The 13,846-nt window shown below is 71.4% G+C and carries 10 protein-coding genes and 1 pseudogene; 5 read left to right on the forward strand and 6 right to left on the reverse strand.

Annotated features, from left to right (window positions below; translation table 11 throughout):
- Positions 1-28: 28 nt before the first annotated feature.
- Entirely contained in the window at positions 29-478 is a 450-nt protein-coding gene (locus LUX31_RS09150) for an SsgA family sporulation/cell division regulator (protein WP_235474285.1), read from the reverse strand.
- A 249-nt stretch (positions 479-727) separates the two neighbouring features.
- Here LUX31_RS09150 and LUX31_RS09155 point away from each other — a divergent pair, with 249 nt between their 5' ends.
- From LUX31_RS09155 to LUX31_RS37825, 3 genes and pseudogenes are all read left to right on the forward strand, one after another.
- Complete coding sequence (locus LUX31_RS09155) at positions 728-1,747, forward strand: ROK family glucokinase (protein ID WP_235479849.1); 1,020 nt, start codon at positions 728-730, stop codon at positions 1,745-1,747.
- Between the two features lie 219 nt (positions 1,748-1,966).
- Positions 1,967-3,400 carry a sugar porter family MFS transporter gene (locus tag LUX31_RS09160; RefSeq protein ID WP_235474286.1) on the forward strand — a complete coding sequence of 478 codons (1,434 nt, stop codon included), beginning with the start codon at positions 1,967-1,969 and terminating at the stop codon, positions 3,398-3,400.
- Positions 3,397-3,618, forward strand: a pseudogene (locus LUX31_RS37825) (WhiB family transcriptional regulator); the annotation flags it as partial. The gene LUX31_RS09160 and the pseudogene LUX31_RS37825, both read left to right, overlap by 4 nt.
- Positions 3,619-3,663: 45 nt before the next feature.
- On the opposite strand, the gene LUX31_RS09165 reads toward LUX31_RS37825, so the two are convergent.
- Entirely contained in the window at positions 3,664-6,471 is a 2,808-nt protein-coding gene (locus LUX31_RS09165; RefSeq protein WP_235474287.1) for an ATP-binding protein, read from the reverse strand.
- A gap of 569 nt (positions 6,472-7,040) precedes the next feature.
- On the opposite strand from LUX31_RS09165, the gene LUX31_RS09170 reads away from it, so the two are divergent.
- Positions 7,041-7,799, forward strand: coding sequence for a DUF4142 domain-containing protein (locus LUX31_RS09170; RefSeq protein ID WP_235474288.1), 759 nt, complete (start codon positions 7,041-7,043; stop codon positions 7,797-7,799).
- 38 nt (positions 7,800-7,837) lie between these two features.
- Here LUX31_RS09170 and LUX31_RS09175 read toward each other — a convergent pair whose 3' ends face one another.
- Positions 7,838-8,362 carry a MarR family winged helix-turn-helix transcriptional regulator gene (locus LUX31_RS09175; protein WP_235474289.1) on the reverse strand — a complete coding sequence of 175 codons (525 nt, stop codon included), beginning with the start codon at positions 8,360-8,362 and terminating at the stop codon, positions 7,838-7,840.
- Between the two features lie 135 nt (positions 8,363-8,497).
- On the opposite strand from LUX31_RS09175, the gene LUX31_RS09180 reads away from it, so the two are divergent.
- Entirely contained in the window at positions 8,498-9,865 is a 1,368-nt protein-coding gene (locus LUX31_RS09180; protein WP_235474290.1) for a lanthionine synthetase LanC family protein, read from the forward strand.
- Between the two features lie 16 nt (positions 9,866-9,881).
- On the opposite strand, the gene LUX31_RS09185 is transcribed toward LUX31_RS09180, so the two are convergent.
- The 3 genes from LUX31_RS09185 to LUX31_RS09195 form a co-directional block, all read right to left on the reverse strand.
- Positions 9,882-11,975 carry an ATP-binding SpoIIE family protein phosphatase gene (locus LUX31_RS09185; RefSeq protein ID WP_235474291.1) on the reverse strand — a complete coding sequence of 698 codons (2,094 nt, stop codon included), beginning with the start codon at positions 11,973-11,975 and terminating at the stop codon, positions 9,882-9,884.
- 101 nt (positions 11,976-12,076) lie between these two features.
- A complete protein-coding gene (locus tag LUX31_RS09190; RefSeq protein ID WP_235474292.1) occupies positions 12,077-12,748 on the reverse strand; it encodes a GntR family transcriptional regulator in 672 nt (223 codons plus the stop codon).
- A 68-nt stretch (positions 12,749-12,816) separates the two neighbouring features.
- Positions 12,817-13,818 carry a proline racemase family protein gene (locus tag LUX31_RS09195; RefSeq protein ID WP_235474293.1) on the reverse strand — a complete coding sequence of 334 codons (1,002 nt, stop codon included), beginning with the start codon at positions 13,816-13,818 and terminating at the stop codon, positions 12,817-12,819.
- Positions 13,819-13,846 lie beyond the last annotated feature (28 nt).

Raw genomic sequence — 13,846 nt, forward strand, 5'->3', positions numbered from 1 at the left:
GCCTATCGATGCGGCCTGTCGATGCGGCCTATCGATGCGGCTCTCCAGGGCCGCCCAGGAGTTGATGGACAGTTCCGTCCATGTCCAGGTGGCGGTCCTCGGTGCCGGCGGGTACCACCGCGAGGGTTCGCAGGAGGAAGGCGTCCAGGGCTCGTGCCGAGGCCGCCACGACGACCTCGTCCTTCCCCGGGGACTGGCGCAGCGCGATGCACGTCTTCCTGACCCAGGAGCATCGTGACGGCCAGACCTGGACGTCGCCGGCGCCGGTGAGTCCTTGTTGTCCGGCCAGGAGGAGATCGCGGCCGAACACCCATCGCACGCTGTCCTCAGGACTCACGTGGAACGTCAAGGACACCGCGTACGGATCGGTGCACCTGTAACAGAGATCGACCATCACGGGCCGGTCCACGCCCTGGGCGACGACCAGGCGGACAAGGATCCGGGACACCACCAGAGTGAGACCGTCATGTTCTCTCATCACATCACCGCTCGGTAAACCGGTGCGATCAAGGGGCTGCGCGAGTCATCGCCTCACGATCCTCGAAGGCGCGGAGAGCTCCGTCATCAGTCAAACGACTCGGCGGCCTTCACGGTTCGACTGCCGGTACGAAACGCAGTCGAACGACTTAGGCAACTCGTCGCCGGAACAAGGAGGCTGAGGTGATCCCCGGACCGGTCGCGAGCGTCGGCTCCGGGGCGTCGACACGATGAAAGGAACGCCGTGACGATCTCCCTCCGCGAGTACCGCCGACAACCATCCACCGAGCAGACCGGTGGTCTGACCGTGGGAGTCGACCTCGGCGGCACGAAGATCGCCGCCGGAACGGTCGACCCCGGCGGGGCGGTCGTCTCCCGGGTGCGTATCCCCACCCCTCGGGACCCGGACCGGATCGCCGGGGCGATCGCCGAGGCGGTCCAGCGGGTCCGCCAGGGCCGGGACGATGTGCGGGCGGTGGGAATCGGAGCCGCCGGACATGTGGACGCGGAACGCTCGACGGTGCGCTTCGCGCCCAACCTGGGCCGGCACGACAAGGCGATCCGGGACATCGTCCAGGAGGCCACGGGGCTTCCGGTCGTCGTCGAGAACGACGCGAACGCCGCCGCGTGGGGCGAGTTCGTCCACGGAGCCGGTGCCGGGCACGAGGACATGCTGATGGTCACCGCGGGCACCGGCTTCGGCGGAGGCATCATCAGCAGAGACCGGCTCTTCCGCGGCTCCTTCGGCATGGCGGGCGAGATCGGCCACTACCGGGCGGTCCCCGACGGTCTCCCGTGCCCCTGCGGTCAGCACGGCTGCATGGAGCAGTACGCGAGCGGAGCGGCCCACACCCGCCGTGCCCGCGAGCTGGCGGCCACCGATCCGGCGTACGCGGCGGCGGTGCTCGCGCTGGGCGACGGCACCCCGTCCGGTCTGCACGGGCACCATGTGACCGAGGCCGCCCGGCGCGGCGACCCGTTCTCCCTCGACGTGTTCGCGCGATCGGGTCGCTGGCTGGGCCAGGCCCTCGCCGACCTCGCCTCCGTCCTCGACCCGTCCGTCCTCGTCATCGGCGGCGGCCTCGGCGACACCGGGGAGCTGATCCGGCGTCCGGCCGAGGTCTCCTACCGCCGGGCTCTGGGCGGCGGCGCGTACCGGGCCTACGCCGAGGTCCGCACCGCCACCCTCGGGCAGGACGCGGGCCTCGTCGGCGCGGCGAACCTCGCCCGTCTCCACGAACTCATCTCGTTCCCGGCGGTCAGCCGCTGACAGCGGAGCCTGACAGCGGCACCCGCACCGTCAAGGCCGACGGCCGGGGTTCCCGGCCGTGCCGTGCCCGAACGGCAGCGCCGAGGCGCCCGGCAGCCGTCACCGTGAATCCACTCCCGTACCACTTGAATCCATGCCCGTACGACCGGTGTACCCGCCCGGCCCGGGAGCCCCCGCCCGCGCGCCCCGCGAACCCGGTCCTGTGAAGGAGCCTTGTCCATGACCGCGAACGCCACTCCCGCGGGGTCGGCCCCGCCCGTGGCCACGCCCCCCGCATCCGATCTCCGGCGCATCACCTACATCTCGGCAGCCGCGTCCCTCGGCGGCTTCCTGTTCGGCTACGACAGTGCCGTCATCAACGGCGCCGTCACCGGAATCCAGCACCGATTCGACGTCAGCGCCGGCCAGACGGGCACCATCGTGGCCTCCGCGCTGCTCGGTTCCGCCTTCGGAGCCGCCATCGCGGGGCGCCTCGCCGACCGCGTCGGCCGCCTGCGGGTGATGCACCTGGCCGCCGCCCTCTTCGCGATCAGCGCACTCGGCTCGTCGATGCCCTTCTCCGCCTGGGACCTGGGCGCCTGGCGGGTCGTCGGCGGCATGGCGATCGGCCTCGCCTCGCTGATCGGGCCCAGCTACATCGCCGAGGTCGCGCCGGCCGACCACCGCGGCCGGCTCGCGTCGTTCCAGCAGGCGGCCATCGTGCTGGGGATCACCGCCTCCCAGCTCGTCAACTGGGCGATCGCCCAAGGCGCCGACGGGAAGAGCGAGAACCCGCTGGGGCCCCTGCACGCCTGGCAGTGGATGCTCATGGCCGCTGTCGTACCGGCACTCGCCTACTGGTTCCTCACCCTCCGGATCCCGGAGTCGCCGCACTTCCTCGTCGCCACGGGCCGTCTGGTCCAGGCCCGCGCGGCACTGCGCGACCTGCGGGGAACGCAGGACGGCACCGACGACCGGATCGCCGAGATCCAGCACGCGCTCCGCACCGGCCACAAGCCGCGGGTACGCGATCTGCTCGACGGCCGCTTCGGGCTGCTGCCGATCGTGTGGGCCGGCATCGGGCTCGCGGTCTTTCAGCAACTCGTCGGAATCAACGTCATCTTCTACTACTCGTCGCTGCTGTGGCAGTCGGTGGGCATCGACCAGTCGAGCTCCCTGCTGATCAGCCTGTCGACGTCGATCATCAACATCGTCGGGACGGTCGTGGCCATGCTCCTGATCGACCGGGTCGGCCGCAAACCGCTCGCGCTGACCGGCTCGCTGGGCATGGCCGTCTCGCTGGCCTTCGCCGCCTGGGCCTTCTCGTACCGGACAGGCAGCGGCAGCAGTCTGTCCATCCCGGACGCCCAGGGGACCGTGGCGCTGATCGCCGCCCACGCCTTCGTCTTCTTCTTCGCGGTCTCCTGGGGTGTGGTGCTCTGGGTGATGGTCGGCGAGATGTTCCCGCTGCGGATCCGCGCCGCCGCGATGTCGGTGGCGACCGCCGCCAACTGGATCGCCAACTGGGCCGTCACCGAGAGCTTCCCCCGTATGTCGGACTGGAGCCTGTCGTCCACCTACGGCCTCTACGCGTGCTTCGCCCTGCTCTCCTTCGTCTTCGTCGCCGGTCTGGTGCGCGAGACCAACGGCAGGAAGCTGGAGGAGATGGGATGACGACGGCACTGAGCACCCACTTGGCAGTGAGCTGGTGGCAGGCCGCGTACTGCCGCGGCGCCGCCATCGAGACCTTCTTCCCGCTCCCGGGCGACGAGGTCACCATCCAGCGGGCGTTGTCGATCTGTGGCCGGTGCCCGGTGCGGATTCCCTGTCGGCGGTACGCGCTGAGCCACCGGGAAAGGCATGGCATCTGGGGCGGGTTGACGGAGGAGACGCGCGCGACACTCATGCGCATCGGGCCACCTGCACCGACCAGGGGATCACAGAGGGAGCCGGCCGTTCCCTCCCGCTCCAGCGGGCTGGAGAGCGGCGAGCACGCCGGCGAGCTTGCCCCGGCTCGTGATGCCCAGGCGGGGATAGATCCGGTACAGGTGGGCCCCGACGGTGCGGTGGGAGATGAACAGGCGCCGGCCGATCTCCCGGTTGCTCAGCCCTTGTGACGCCAGTACGGCTATCTGCATCTCCTGCGCCGACAACTGCTCGGCGGTGTTCGCGTGCCGCCGGCGGCTCGACTCGCCGGCGGCACGCAGCTGCTCGCGGGCCATCTCGGCCCAGGGCTGGGCGCCGACCTGGTCGAACTCGTCGCGGGCGGTGCGCAACGGGTTCCGGGCGTCCACGTTGCGGCGTTGGCGGCGCAGCCAGCGGCCGTGGTGCAGGTGCAGCCGGGCCCGCGAAAGGCCCCAGCCGGCGGGCAGCGCGGCGAGTGCGGCGGCGTAGCGCTCCTCCGCCGTGTCGTCGGGAGCCAGCACGGCGTCGGTGTAGGCGTGTGCGACCACCATCATCTCCGAAGGCAGCCGGCGGGCCAGTTCCGGTAGTTCCGCCAGCAGTTCCCGGGCCTGCGGGACAGTACCCGCGGCCACCGCGGCGTCCGCCAGGTCCGGCGCGAGCAGCCAGCGGCTCACCGAGTGGAAGTGCGGGTCGGCCGGATCGAACGCGCGCGCGAGAAGGTCGTACGCCTCGGTCGTGCGGCCGTCGAAAAGGGCGAGCAGGCCGTCGACCTGTTGTGCCATCACCGTGGCGAACGGCATGCCGGGGAACAGTGCGTGGGCGCGCAGTTCGCCGATCGTGCGCGCCGCGGCCTCGGTCTCGCCGCGCAGCGCCGCCACCAGGCCCCCCGTCGCCTTCACGCCCAGCCAGACGATCCATTCCCCGGTCTCCTCGGCCAGGGCGAGCCCTTCACCGGATTCCTCGCGAGCCCGGTCGAGCTGACCGAGGTACACGCGCGGCCAACTGCCGGCCAGCGAGCGGGCCAGCAGCCCGAGCCTGCCCTGCGACCGCCACGCGGCGGCCGCCAGCGAGAGGTAGCGGACGGCGCGGGTGGTATCCCCCAGGACCATCGCGCCGCTGCCGAGGAAGTGCAGGATCCGGCCGTCCTGGCTGTCCGGTTCGAGGTCGTCGAGCCGCGCGAGCACGTCGGCACCGTGCCGGTACGGCTCGGTGTACGCCCGTACCGTCAGCGCGTGGGGGTCGTCCGGGTCGGGGTCGCAGCGAGCCAGTTCGGCCGCGGTCCCGGCGCGCACCTGTGCGTCGCCGTCCTGGAAGAAACATCGTGCGGCCGCACGCCACAGCAGGTTCTCGGCGATGTCCGCGCCTCCCGCGTCGAACGCCCCGGCCGCCGTGGTGACCATCTCCCGGATACGTCGATGCGGTTCGCCCGCGTCGAACGCGGCTTTGTCGGACACGACCATGAGACGGGCCCGCTCCAGTGGGCCGAGCTCGCGCATGTCGGCGCGGTCCAGCAACATCTGGGTGTGGATGCGGTCGTTGATCTCGCTGGCCAGCTCCACCGCCCGGATCAGGATGCCGGTCCGGCGGTGCGCGTCGTGGACGAGGTCGGCCGCCCGGCGCAGGGCCGGGACGGCGGCCACCAGCTTTCCCCGGGCCTGCGCCGCGTCGGCGAAACGCTCGAGCCGGGCGGCCAGTTCCTCGTCCGGGCCGAGCGTGGAGGCGGCCAGGTGAATGAGCTGGCGCTCGGGCATGTCGTCCATCACCGCCGCGAGGGCGCGGTGGGTGGCCAGCCGATCGGTCACCGTGGCGCGGGTGTAGATCGCCGAGCGCATCAGCGGATGCCGGAATTCGAGGGTACGGCCGATCAGGGCCACCAGGCCCGCGTCGACCGCCTCTTGCAGGGTGTCCACGGAAGCCGTCGAGCCGGAGAGGCGGCTCGACACTTCCAGCAGCCGGTTCAGCGGGGCGTTCGGCTCGGCGGCCAGAGCCAGCAGGAACGTACGGCACTCCCGGCTCGCCGAGTCGGTACGCGCGGCGAACGCCTCCTCCAGCCGCTGCGGCAGCGGTAGATCGTCCGGCTCCGTGGGCATGCCCTTCACCGCCTTGGGCAACTCGACCAGGGCCAGTGGATTACCCGCCGCGCGCTCCAGGACGAGTGCCCGCACCGGCGCCGACAGGCCGGGTGCGCCGGCGTCGAGCAGTGCGGCGGCGGCCGTCCGGCCGAGCGGTTCCAGATGGAGGTCCGGATGCGCACTCAGGCTGTTCGCTTCGGGGTAGTGGACCCGGGAGGCGACGATGAGCAGGATGGGGAGGTCGCGGGTGCGCCGGGCGACGAACCTGAGCACGTCCCGGCTCGAGGAGTCGATCCACTGCAGGTCGTCGACAAGCAGCAGAAGCGGCTGCCGTACGGCTGCGTCGGCGAGTAGTTCGAGTACGGCCATGCCGACCTGGAAGATGTGGGGCTCGGCCTCCGTGGCACTCAACGCGCCGCTCAGCGCCAGTCGGTGTGGGGCCGGCAGCTTGTCGATGCCGTCGGCGGCCGGTTGCAGCAGCAGTTGCAGTGCGGCGAACGGCAGCCACAGTTCGGACTCCACGCCGGACGCGCTCAGCACCCTGAAACCGCTCCCGGCGGCTTCGGCGCCGACCGTGCGCAGCAGAGCCGACTTGCCGACGCCGGGGGTGCCGTGGACCAGCAGCGCGCCGCCACGCCCGGCCGCCGCGTCCGCCAACGCCCCACGGAGGGTTCGCAGTTCCTCGTCCCGGCCGATCATCGCGCGCATACCGGTGCTGCCGCTCTGCCCCGCGAGTGGGTTGCCGTAATGGTGGAGAAGCGATTCCACGGTGAACTCCGTGTCATGTTGCGGATTCACCCCTACTGACCGGATCCGCACAGCGATACGTGACAGAAGGCCCGGTGTGACGTCCGTCTCGGGTCTTGGGTCCCGGTGTCCTGGCGCAAGGCGATTCCACTCGGCGGCTGTCACGTCGTCAACTACGCGAAGCGGCACGACCTGGAACCGGGACGGCCCCGGCAGCAGCGGCGACGCGGGGGAACCGTGGGCGGGTTGTCTGTCAAAGAGTGAAAGCGGCCACGAGCCCGCTGCCCCGAGGAGGTCCCGACCATGCCCGCTGTGACCGTCGAGAACCCGCTGGCCCTAGATCCCGGAAGGCATCGGCCGAGCGCCGGTCACCCGACATCCAGGTTCCAGTGCCTTCGTCAGCGACCCGTCTGCGCGGATGCCGACGTCCCACGTCGCGCCGGGATCACGAACCGCCCTCGGAACGCCTCCCTCGCGGCGCAGCCGGGACCCGGGATTTGGCAGAGTGCAAAATTTACCCTGAGCAATGATTGAACAGCCCCTCTCTCCCGTACCTCCTGACGTAGGCGCCACTCACCCCAGGAGGTCCCATGCCCAGCTCGGCCAAAATGGCAGGAAACATGTTCGTTTTCGGCGCTCTGGGGTTGACCCTCGTGGCGCTGGCCTACCCGGCCGTGGTCGGCGTGGAGAAGACGACGAGTTCACCGGACCGCGTCATCGCCAACACCCGCTACGGACCGCTGACCGAGGCCGACCGGGACTTCGTGGTCAAGGTGCGCGCGGCGGGGCTCTGGGAGTACCCGTTGGGCGAGATGGCGATGGAGCGGGGCACGACCGCGGAGATGAGGGAAGCCGGCAAGCACCTGATCGTCGGTCACGCCGGACTCGACGAGATGTGCCGCAAGATCGCCCCCGAACTAGGGGTCGTCCTGCCCAATCTGGCGTCGCCGCAACAGCAGCAGTTCGTGGCCACCGCGGACGCGGCCGCCGGCAGGCAGTTCGACTCCACGGCCGTCACCATCATGCGGGTGACCCACGGCCAGATCTTCCCCACCATCGCCAAGATCCGCGCCACCACCCAGAACGTCATGGTCCGCGCCCTGGCCGATCTGGCCAACGACACCGTCCTCGACCACATCACCGTGCTGGAGAACACCGGCCTGGTCAACATCGACCAGGTCAACTTCCAGCAGAGCACGCCGCCGAAACTGCCCAAGGACGACACGACCCCGCCGCCGCCTCCGCAGGGCGCGCCGATGGTCGCGCTCACCCCGCGCCCGGACCTGAACATCAGGACGGCCGCTCCGGCCCCCACAGGTCCGGGCCGTACGGCATCGTCAGCGGGCTGAGAGCCGCCGGCCGACGATGCCGCGTGCCGTGAACAACGTCATACGATCATGGTGTCGGCCCAGCCCAGCGCGTGCGGCTCCGTGTCGTCCGCTGCCGGGGCCGGGGGCTCGCCGCCCGCCTCACTGAAGGCGGTGAGCGCCTCGACGAGGGCCGCGCGCTGCTCCGGGGCGAGGCGGGCCACGATCCCGGAGATCTCGGCCCGCCGCCGGGCCATGACGTCCTCGACCGTGCGACGCCCCTCCTCGCTGAGGCCCAACTGCGTCTCACGGCGGTTGTCGGGGTTGAGGTGGCGCTCGGCGAGGCCGGCCGCGATCAGCCGGTCGACCATGCGCATCGCGGTGGACGGGGCCACCTGGAGCAGGTCGGCGAGCGTGACCAGCTTGGTGTCCCCACGGGTGGACAGAACGACCAGCATCCGGAACTGCGGGAGCGTCACACGTTCCTCGACCTCGGCGAGGGAACGGGCGGAGACCGCCACCAGCAGCCGCGACGCGGTCAGCACCGCACGGGTCACCGCGTCAACATCGTCCATGTCCCCCGCGGGGGTCTCGCGCTGTGCCATGTGTCCTTTCTACCGTGCCGGAGTTGCCGCCCCCGCACCCGATGGGAACAGATTTTCCCTACCCATGACCGTGGCGGCGCGGCGGGAGCATCACGGCGTCTACCGGCCGGAATCTCGCGGTTGTAGCTTGACCGGGTGCCGGAGAAGAACAGTTCGAGCGATACAAGCGGTTCGTACGACGGTTTTAGGGACCTGGGCGAGGCCGCCTGGTCGTGGGTGCTGGACCGGATCCGCGACGACGACGGACCCTGGCTGCCGGAGACGGTGTCCGAGGACGGGGCGGAGGACCGCCGGGACACGGCGCCCGCGGAGGACCGGGACTCCCTGTACGCGGGTATCGCGGGCCTGGCCCCCGTCCTGGCGGAGATCGCCCGGCACCGCGAACTCACCGAGCGGGAGCGGTCGTTGGCGGCCGGGATCGTCAACAGGCTGTCGGCGACGGCCCGGGACCGTACGGAACCCTCGCTGTACCTGGGGCTGGCCGGTGACGTCACCGCGCTGAGGCTGCTCGAACCGGGCTCGGAGTCGGTCGCGCTGCGACGGCTGGCCGAACTGGCGGCCCCCGACGGCTGGAAGACCACCGTCGGGTTCGAAGCCGGTTCCGACGCGCCCCTCAACGACATCATCATGGGCACCGCTGGTGTGGTGCTGACCGCCGTCTGGGCGGGCGGCGAGCACGCCGAGTCGATCGCGACGACGGGCTGCGAGGCACTGCTGCGGGTCGCGGACCGTACGGAGTCCGGCCTGGACTGGGGCATCGGGGCGACCACGGAGTGGCGGGCGCCGAACTACTCCCACGGCACCGCCGGCGTGGCCTCCGCGCTGGCCGTGGCGGGGGCGGCGCTCGGCCGCAAGGACTTCGTCGAGGCGGCCGTGCGGGGAGCCCAACACGTGCTGTCCGTAGGCCTGTTGGACGACGGCGGCTTCGTCGTCCCGCACACGATCCCGCCGTCGAAGCGGGAGGTCGAGCCACTGACGTACACCTGGTGCCACGGCCCGGCGGGCACCTCGCACCTGTTCTCGGCGCTGGCCCACGCGGGCGTCACGGAGGTGTCGGGACTCGGCGTCGGCGAGCTGCGGCAGCGCTGTCTGACCTCGATCCTCACCTCGGGCGTCCCACAGCGTCTGCGCCCCGGCTTCTGGGACAACGACGGCCGCTGCTGCGGCACGGCGGGCGTGGGCGACGTACTCCTGGACGCGGCCCAGGACAGTCAGGACACGGATGCCGCCGACACGTTCGTCCGGGCGGCCCGGGTGATGGGCGACGCCTTGGTGGAGCGGGCGATCCGGGACGGGGCGGGCGCCCGCTGGCGCTTCGTCGAGTACCGCAAGGAGGACCCGCTGCTGCCCCCGGACACCACGTGGATGCAGGGCGCGGCAGGAATCGCGGCGTACCTCTTCCGGCTCGCCCGGTTCATCGAGACGGGACCCGAGGCCATGGTGGTCGACCGTCCGGACCAGTGGTGGGCGGTCCCGCAGCGGCTGCGTACGACCGTCTCCTGAGGCTCGGCGGGAACGGTCAGGTCAGGGCCTGTTCCGCCCAGATCGTCTTGCCGTTCCTGGTGTGCCGGGTGCCCCAGCTGGTGGTGAGCTGGGCGACGAGGAGGAGGCCCCGGCCGCCCTCGTCGGAGATCCTGGCCCGGCGCAGATGCGGTGAGGTGGAACTGCCGTCGGAGACCTCGCAGATGAGCGTACGGTCGTGGATCAGCCGGAGCTGGATCGGGTCGGCGCCGTAGCGGATCGCGTTGGTGACCAGTTCGCTGACGACCAGTTCGGTGACGAACGCGGCCTCGTCGAGCCCCCATTCCGTCAGCTGTGCGACGGCGCGTCTGCGGGCCTCGGCGACCACCTCGAAGTCGGCGGGCAGGTCCCAGACACGGACGTGGTCGGCGTCCAGGGCGCGGGTGCGGGCCAGCACGAGGGCGACGTCGTCGCTCGGGTGGGTCGGCAGCAGGGCGGACAGGACCTGGTCGCAGCGGTCCTCCAGCGGGCGGGTGTCGTCGCCGTCGGCCAGGGTCCGGGCGAGCAGGGCGATCCCGAGGTCGGCGTCACGCTCGGTGGCCTCCACCAGGCCGTCCGTGAACAGGGCGACGAGGGTGCCTTCCGGCAGGAGGCTCTCGGTGGTCTCGAAGGGCAGGCCGCCGACGCCGAGCACCGGCCCGACGGCGACGTCCACGACCCGGGTGTCCCCGTCCGGCAGGACCAGCACGGGTGGCGGATGGCCGGCACTGGCAACGGCCAACTCGCGGGAGACCGGGTCGTAGACGGCGTACAGACAGGTCGCCCCGGTGGCTCCGACGCCGATCCGCGCGTCGCTCGCGTCACTGTCGTCGTCGGCGGCGAGGCGCAGGACCAGGTCGTCGAGGTGGGCCAGGAGTTCGTCGGGCGGCAGATCGACGTCGGCCAGGGTCTGGACCGCCGTACGCAGTCTGCCCATGGTCGCCGAAGCCTGGATGCCGTGGCCGACGACGTCGCCGACGACCAGGCCGACGCGCGCCCCCGACAGCGGGATGACGTCGAACCAGTCACCGCCGACGCCCGCGCGGGAGTCGGTCGGCAGATAGCGGGAGGCCACGTCCACCGCCGACTGCCGGGACGGGCCGCGCGGCAGCAGGCTCTCCTGGAGGGCGAGGGCGGTGGTGCGCTCGCGGGTGTAGCGGCGGGCGTTGTCGACGCAGAGGGCGGCGCGGCTCGCCAGCTCCTTCGCCAGGACGAAGTCGTCCTCGTTGAAGACGTCGTCCCGGGTGCGCAGCAGGACGGCGACCCCGAGCGTCGTACCGCGCGCGATGAGCGGCACCGCGACCAGCGAGGTGACGACGGTTCCGCGCAGGCTCTCGGCCCGTTCGGGCGCGCTCGCCATCCAGTGGTCGAAGTCGGGGGCGCCGCTGCGGCTGAGCACCGTCTGTCCGGTGCGCAGCGCCCGCGCGGGCGGGGAGTACGGCGGATACGTGTCGGTGGCGCCCAGCCCCATCACCGCGCCGGGCACCCACTCCGAGCCGGAGGCGTGGGCGAGGCGGCGCAGGACGACCTCGCCGTCCGGCCCGGCCTCGGCGGGCTCGTCGCCGCGCATGACCGCCTCCAGCAGGTCGACGCTGGCGAAGTCGGCGAACCGGGGCACGACCAGGTCGGCGAGTTCCTGGGCGGTCCGGTCGAGATCCAGGCTGGTGCCGATCGACACGGCCGCCTCGTCGAGCACCGCGAGCCGCTGCCGCGCCCAGTGCTGCTCGCTGCTGTCGAACGCGGCCATCCCGACCGCGCACACCTCGCCCGAGGCGTCCCGGACGGGCCACAACTCCAGGTTCCAGGCGTGCTCGCGGATCCCGGAGGGCGCCCGCGTGAAGCTCTCGTAGTGCGTGGGCTTGCCCGTCGCGGCCACCTCCCGCAGGGCCGCCAGCATGCCGAGCTGCTCGACGTCCGCCGGCACGCCGTACGGGAAGACCTGACCGAGCAACACGTCCTCGTCGACGCCCATCACCTGGCAGGCCACGTCGTTGAGCCGCCGGTACCGCTGCTCGATGTCGAACACGGACATCGAGTACGACGCCTGCTGGAACGCCTGTTCCGCCAGGTCGGGTCCGACCTGATGTTCGTCGTCCGCGTGCTCGGAGGCCATGGATTCAGTGTCCTCCCGCCGCCCGGAGGGCAACAACCGAACACGTCCGAACGCGCACGGTGAGTTCGTGTACGCCATTCGCGCAACGGGTACGGGGTGATTCAGTGGGCCCAGTCGCCCCGGACATGGCCCAGATGCCGGGTCATCGCGGTCCGTACACCTGCCGCGTCCCGGGCGAGGAGCGCGTCGAGGATCTCCAGGTGCTCCTCGGCGCTGGACGTCAGCAGCCCCCGCTCGGCCAGCGCGGTCAGCCCGTACAGCCGGGACCGTTTGCGCAGGTCACCGACGACCTCGACCAGATGCTCGTTGCCGGCCAGGGCGAGCAGACCGAGGTGGAAGCGGCGGTCGCTGTCGACATAGGCGATGAGGTCGCCGCTCTCCGCCGCGGCCACGCTGTCCGCCGCGTCCTTGCGCAGCGCCTCAAGGGCGGCCGGGTCGGCGGTCGCGGCGAGGCCGACGGTGGTCGGGATCTCGATCAGCGACCGGATGTGGGTGTACTCGTCGAGCTGCCGCTCGGAGACCGTGGTGACCCGGAACCCCTTGTTGGGTACGGGATCGACCATGCCCTCCTTCACCAGGTCGAGCATGGCCTCGCGCACCGGGGTGGCCGAGACGCCGAAGCGGGCGGCGAGCGAGGGCGCCGAGTAGACCTCGCCGGGCCGCAGTTCACCGGCGACGAGCGCGGCCCGCAGCGCGTCGGCGACGCTCGCCCGATAGCTGGGCCGCGGCCCGCCGAGGCTGGGCAGGGCGGGGCCGGTGCGCTGAGCGGCCATGGGTGTCTCCTGGATGGTTCTCGGAACTCGCTGGTTGTCGTGTGGCTGCTTGTTGATTCGTGGCGGTGTCAGAGTACGAAGCCGGCCGGGAACGGATCGTCCGGGTCCAGCAGATACTGGGCGGTGCCCGTGACCCAGGCCCGCCCGGTGATCGTGGGCACCACGGCGGGCCGCCCGGCGACCTCGACACTCTCGACGAGCCGCCCGGTGAACGACGTACCGATGAAGGACTCGTTCAAGAAGTCCTGGTGCAAGGGGAGTTCACCGCGCGCGTGCAGCTGGGCCATGCGCGCGGAGGTGCCGGTGCCGCAGGGCGAGCGGTCGAACCAGCCGGGGTGGATGGCCATCGCGTGCCGGGACCGGGTCGCGTCCGAGCCGGGGGCGGCCAAGTAGACGTGGTGGACACCGTTGATGGTCGGGTTCTCGGGATGTACGGGGGGACTGTCGGCGTTGATCGCGTCCATCAGGGCGAGTCCGGCGGCGAGGATGTCGTCCTTACGGTCGCGCTCGAAGGGCAGGCCGAACTCGTCGAGGGGCAGGATGGCGTAGAAGTTGCCACCGAAGGCGAGGTCGTACGTCACCGTGCGACCGTCGGCGAGGGTGGCTTTGCGCCCCAACTCCACGGCGAAAGAAGGCACGTTGCGGATGGTGACCGCCTTGGCCGCACCGCCCTCCACGGACACCTCGGCGACGACGAGCCCGGCCGGGGTGTCGAGCCGGATGGTGGTGACCGGCTCGACGACCGGGACCATGCCGGTCTCGACGAGCACGGTCGCGACACCGATCGTCCCGTGGCCGCACATCGGCAGATAGCCGGAGACCTCGATGTAGACGACGCCGTAGTCGCAGTCGGGCCGGGTCGGCGGCTGGAGGATCGCCCCGCTCATGGCGGCGTGCCCGCGCGGCTCGTTCATCAGGAAGTTCCGTACGTCGTCCCGGTGTTCGCGGAACCACAGCCGGCGTTCGTTCATCGTGTCGCCGGGGATGGTGCCGATCCCGCCGGTGACGACCCGGGTCGGCATGCCCTCGGTGTGCGAGTCGACGGCGTGCAGGACGAGCTTGCTGCGCATGGGGCGATCCTCTCAGGTCGGCGGGCAG

Origin of the sequence: Streptomyces sp. GQFP (assembly GCF_021545335.1) — a bacterium.
In the GTDB taxonomy this organism is placed as follows: Bacteria; Actinomycetota; Actinomycetes; order Streptomycetales; family Streptomycetaceae; genus Streptomyces.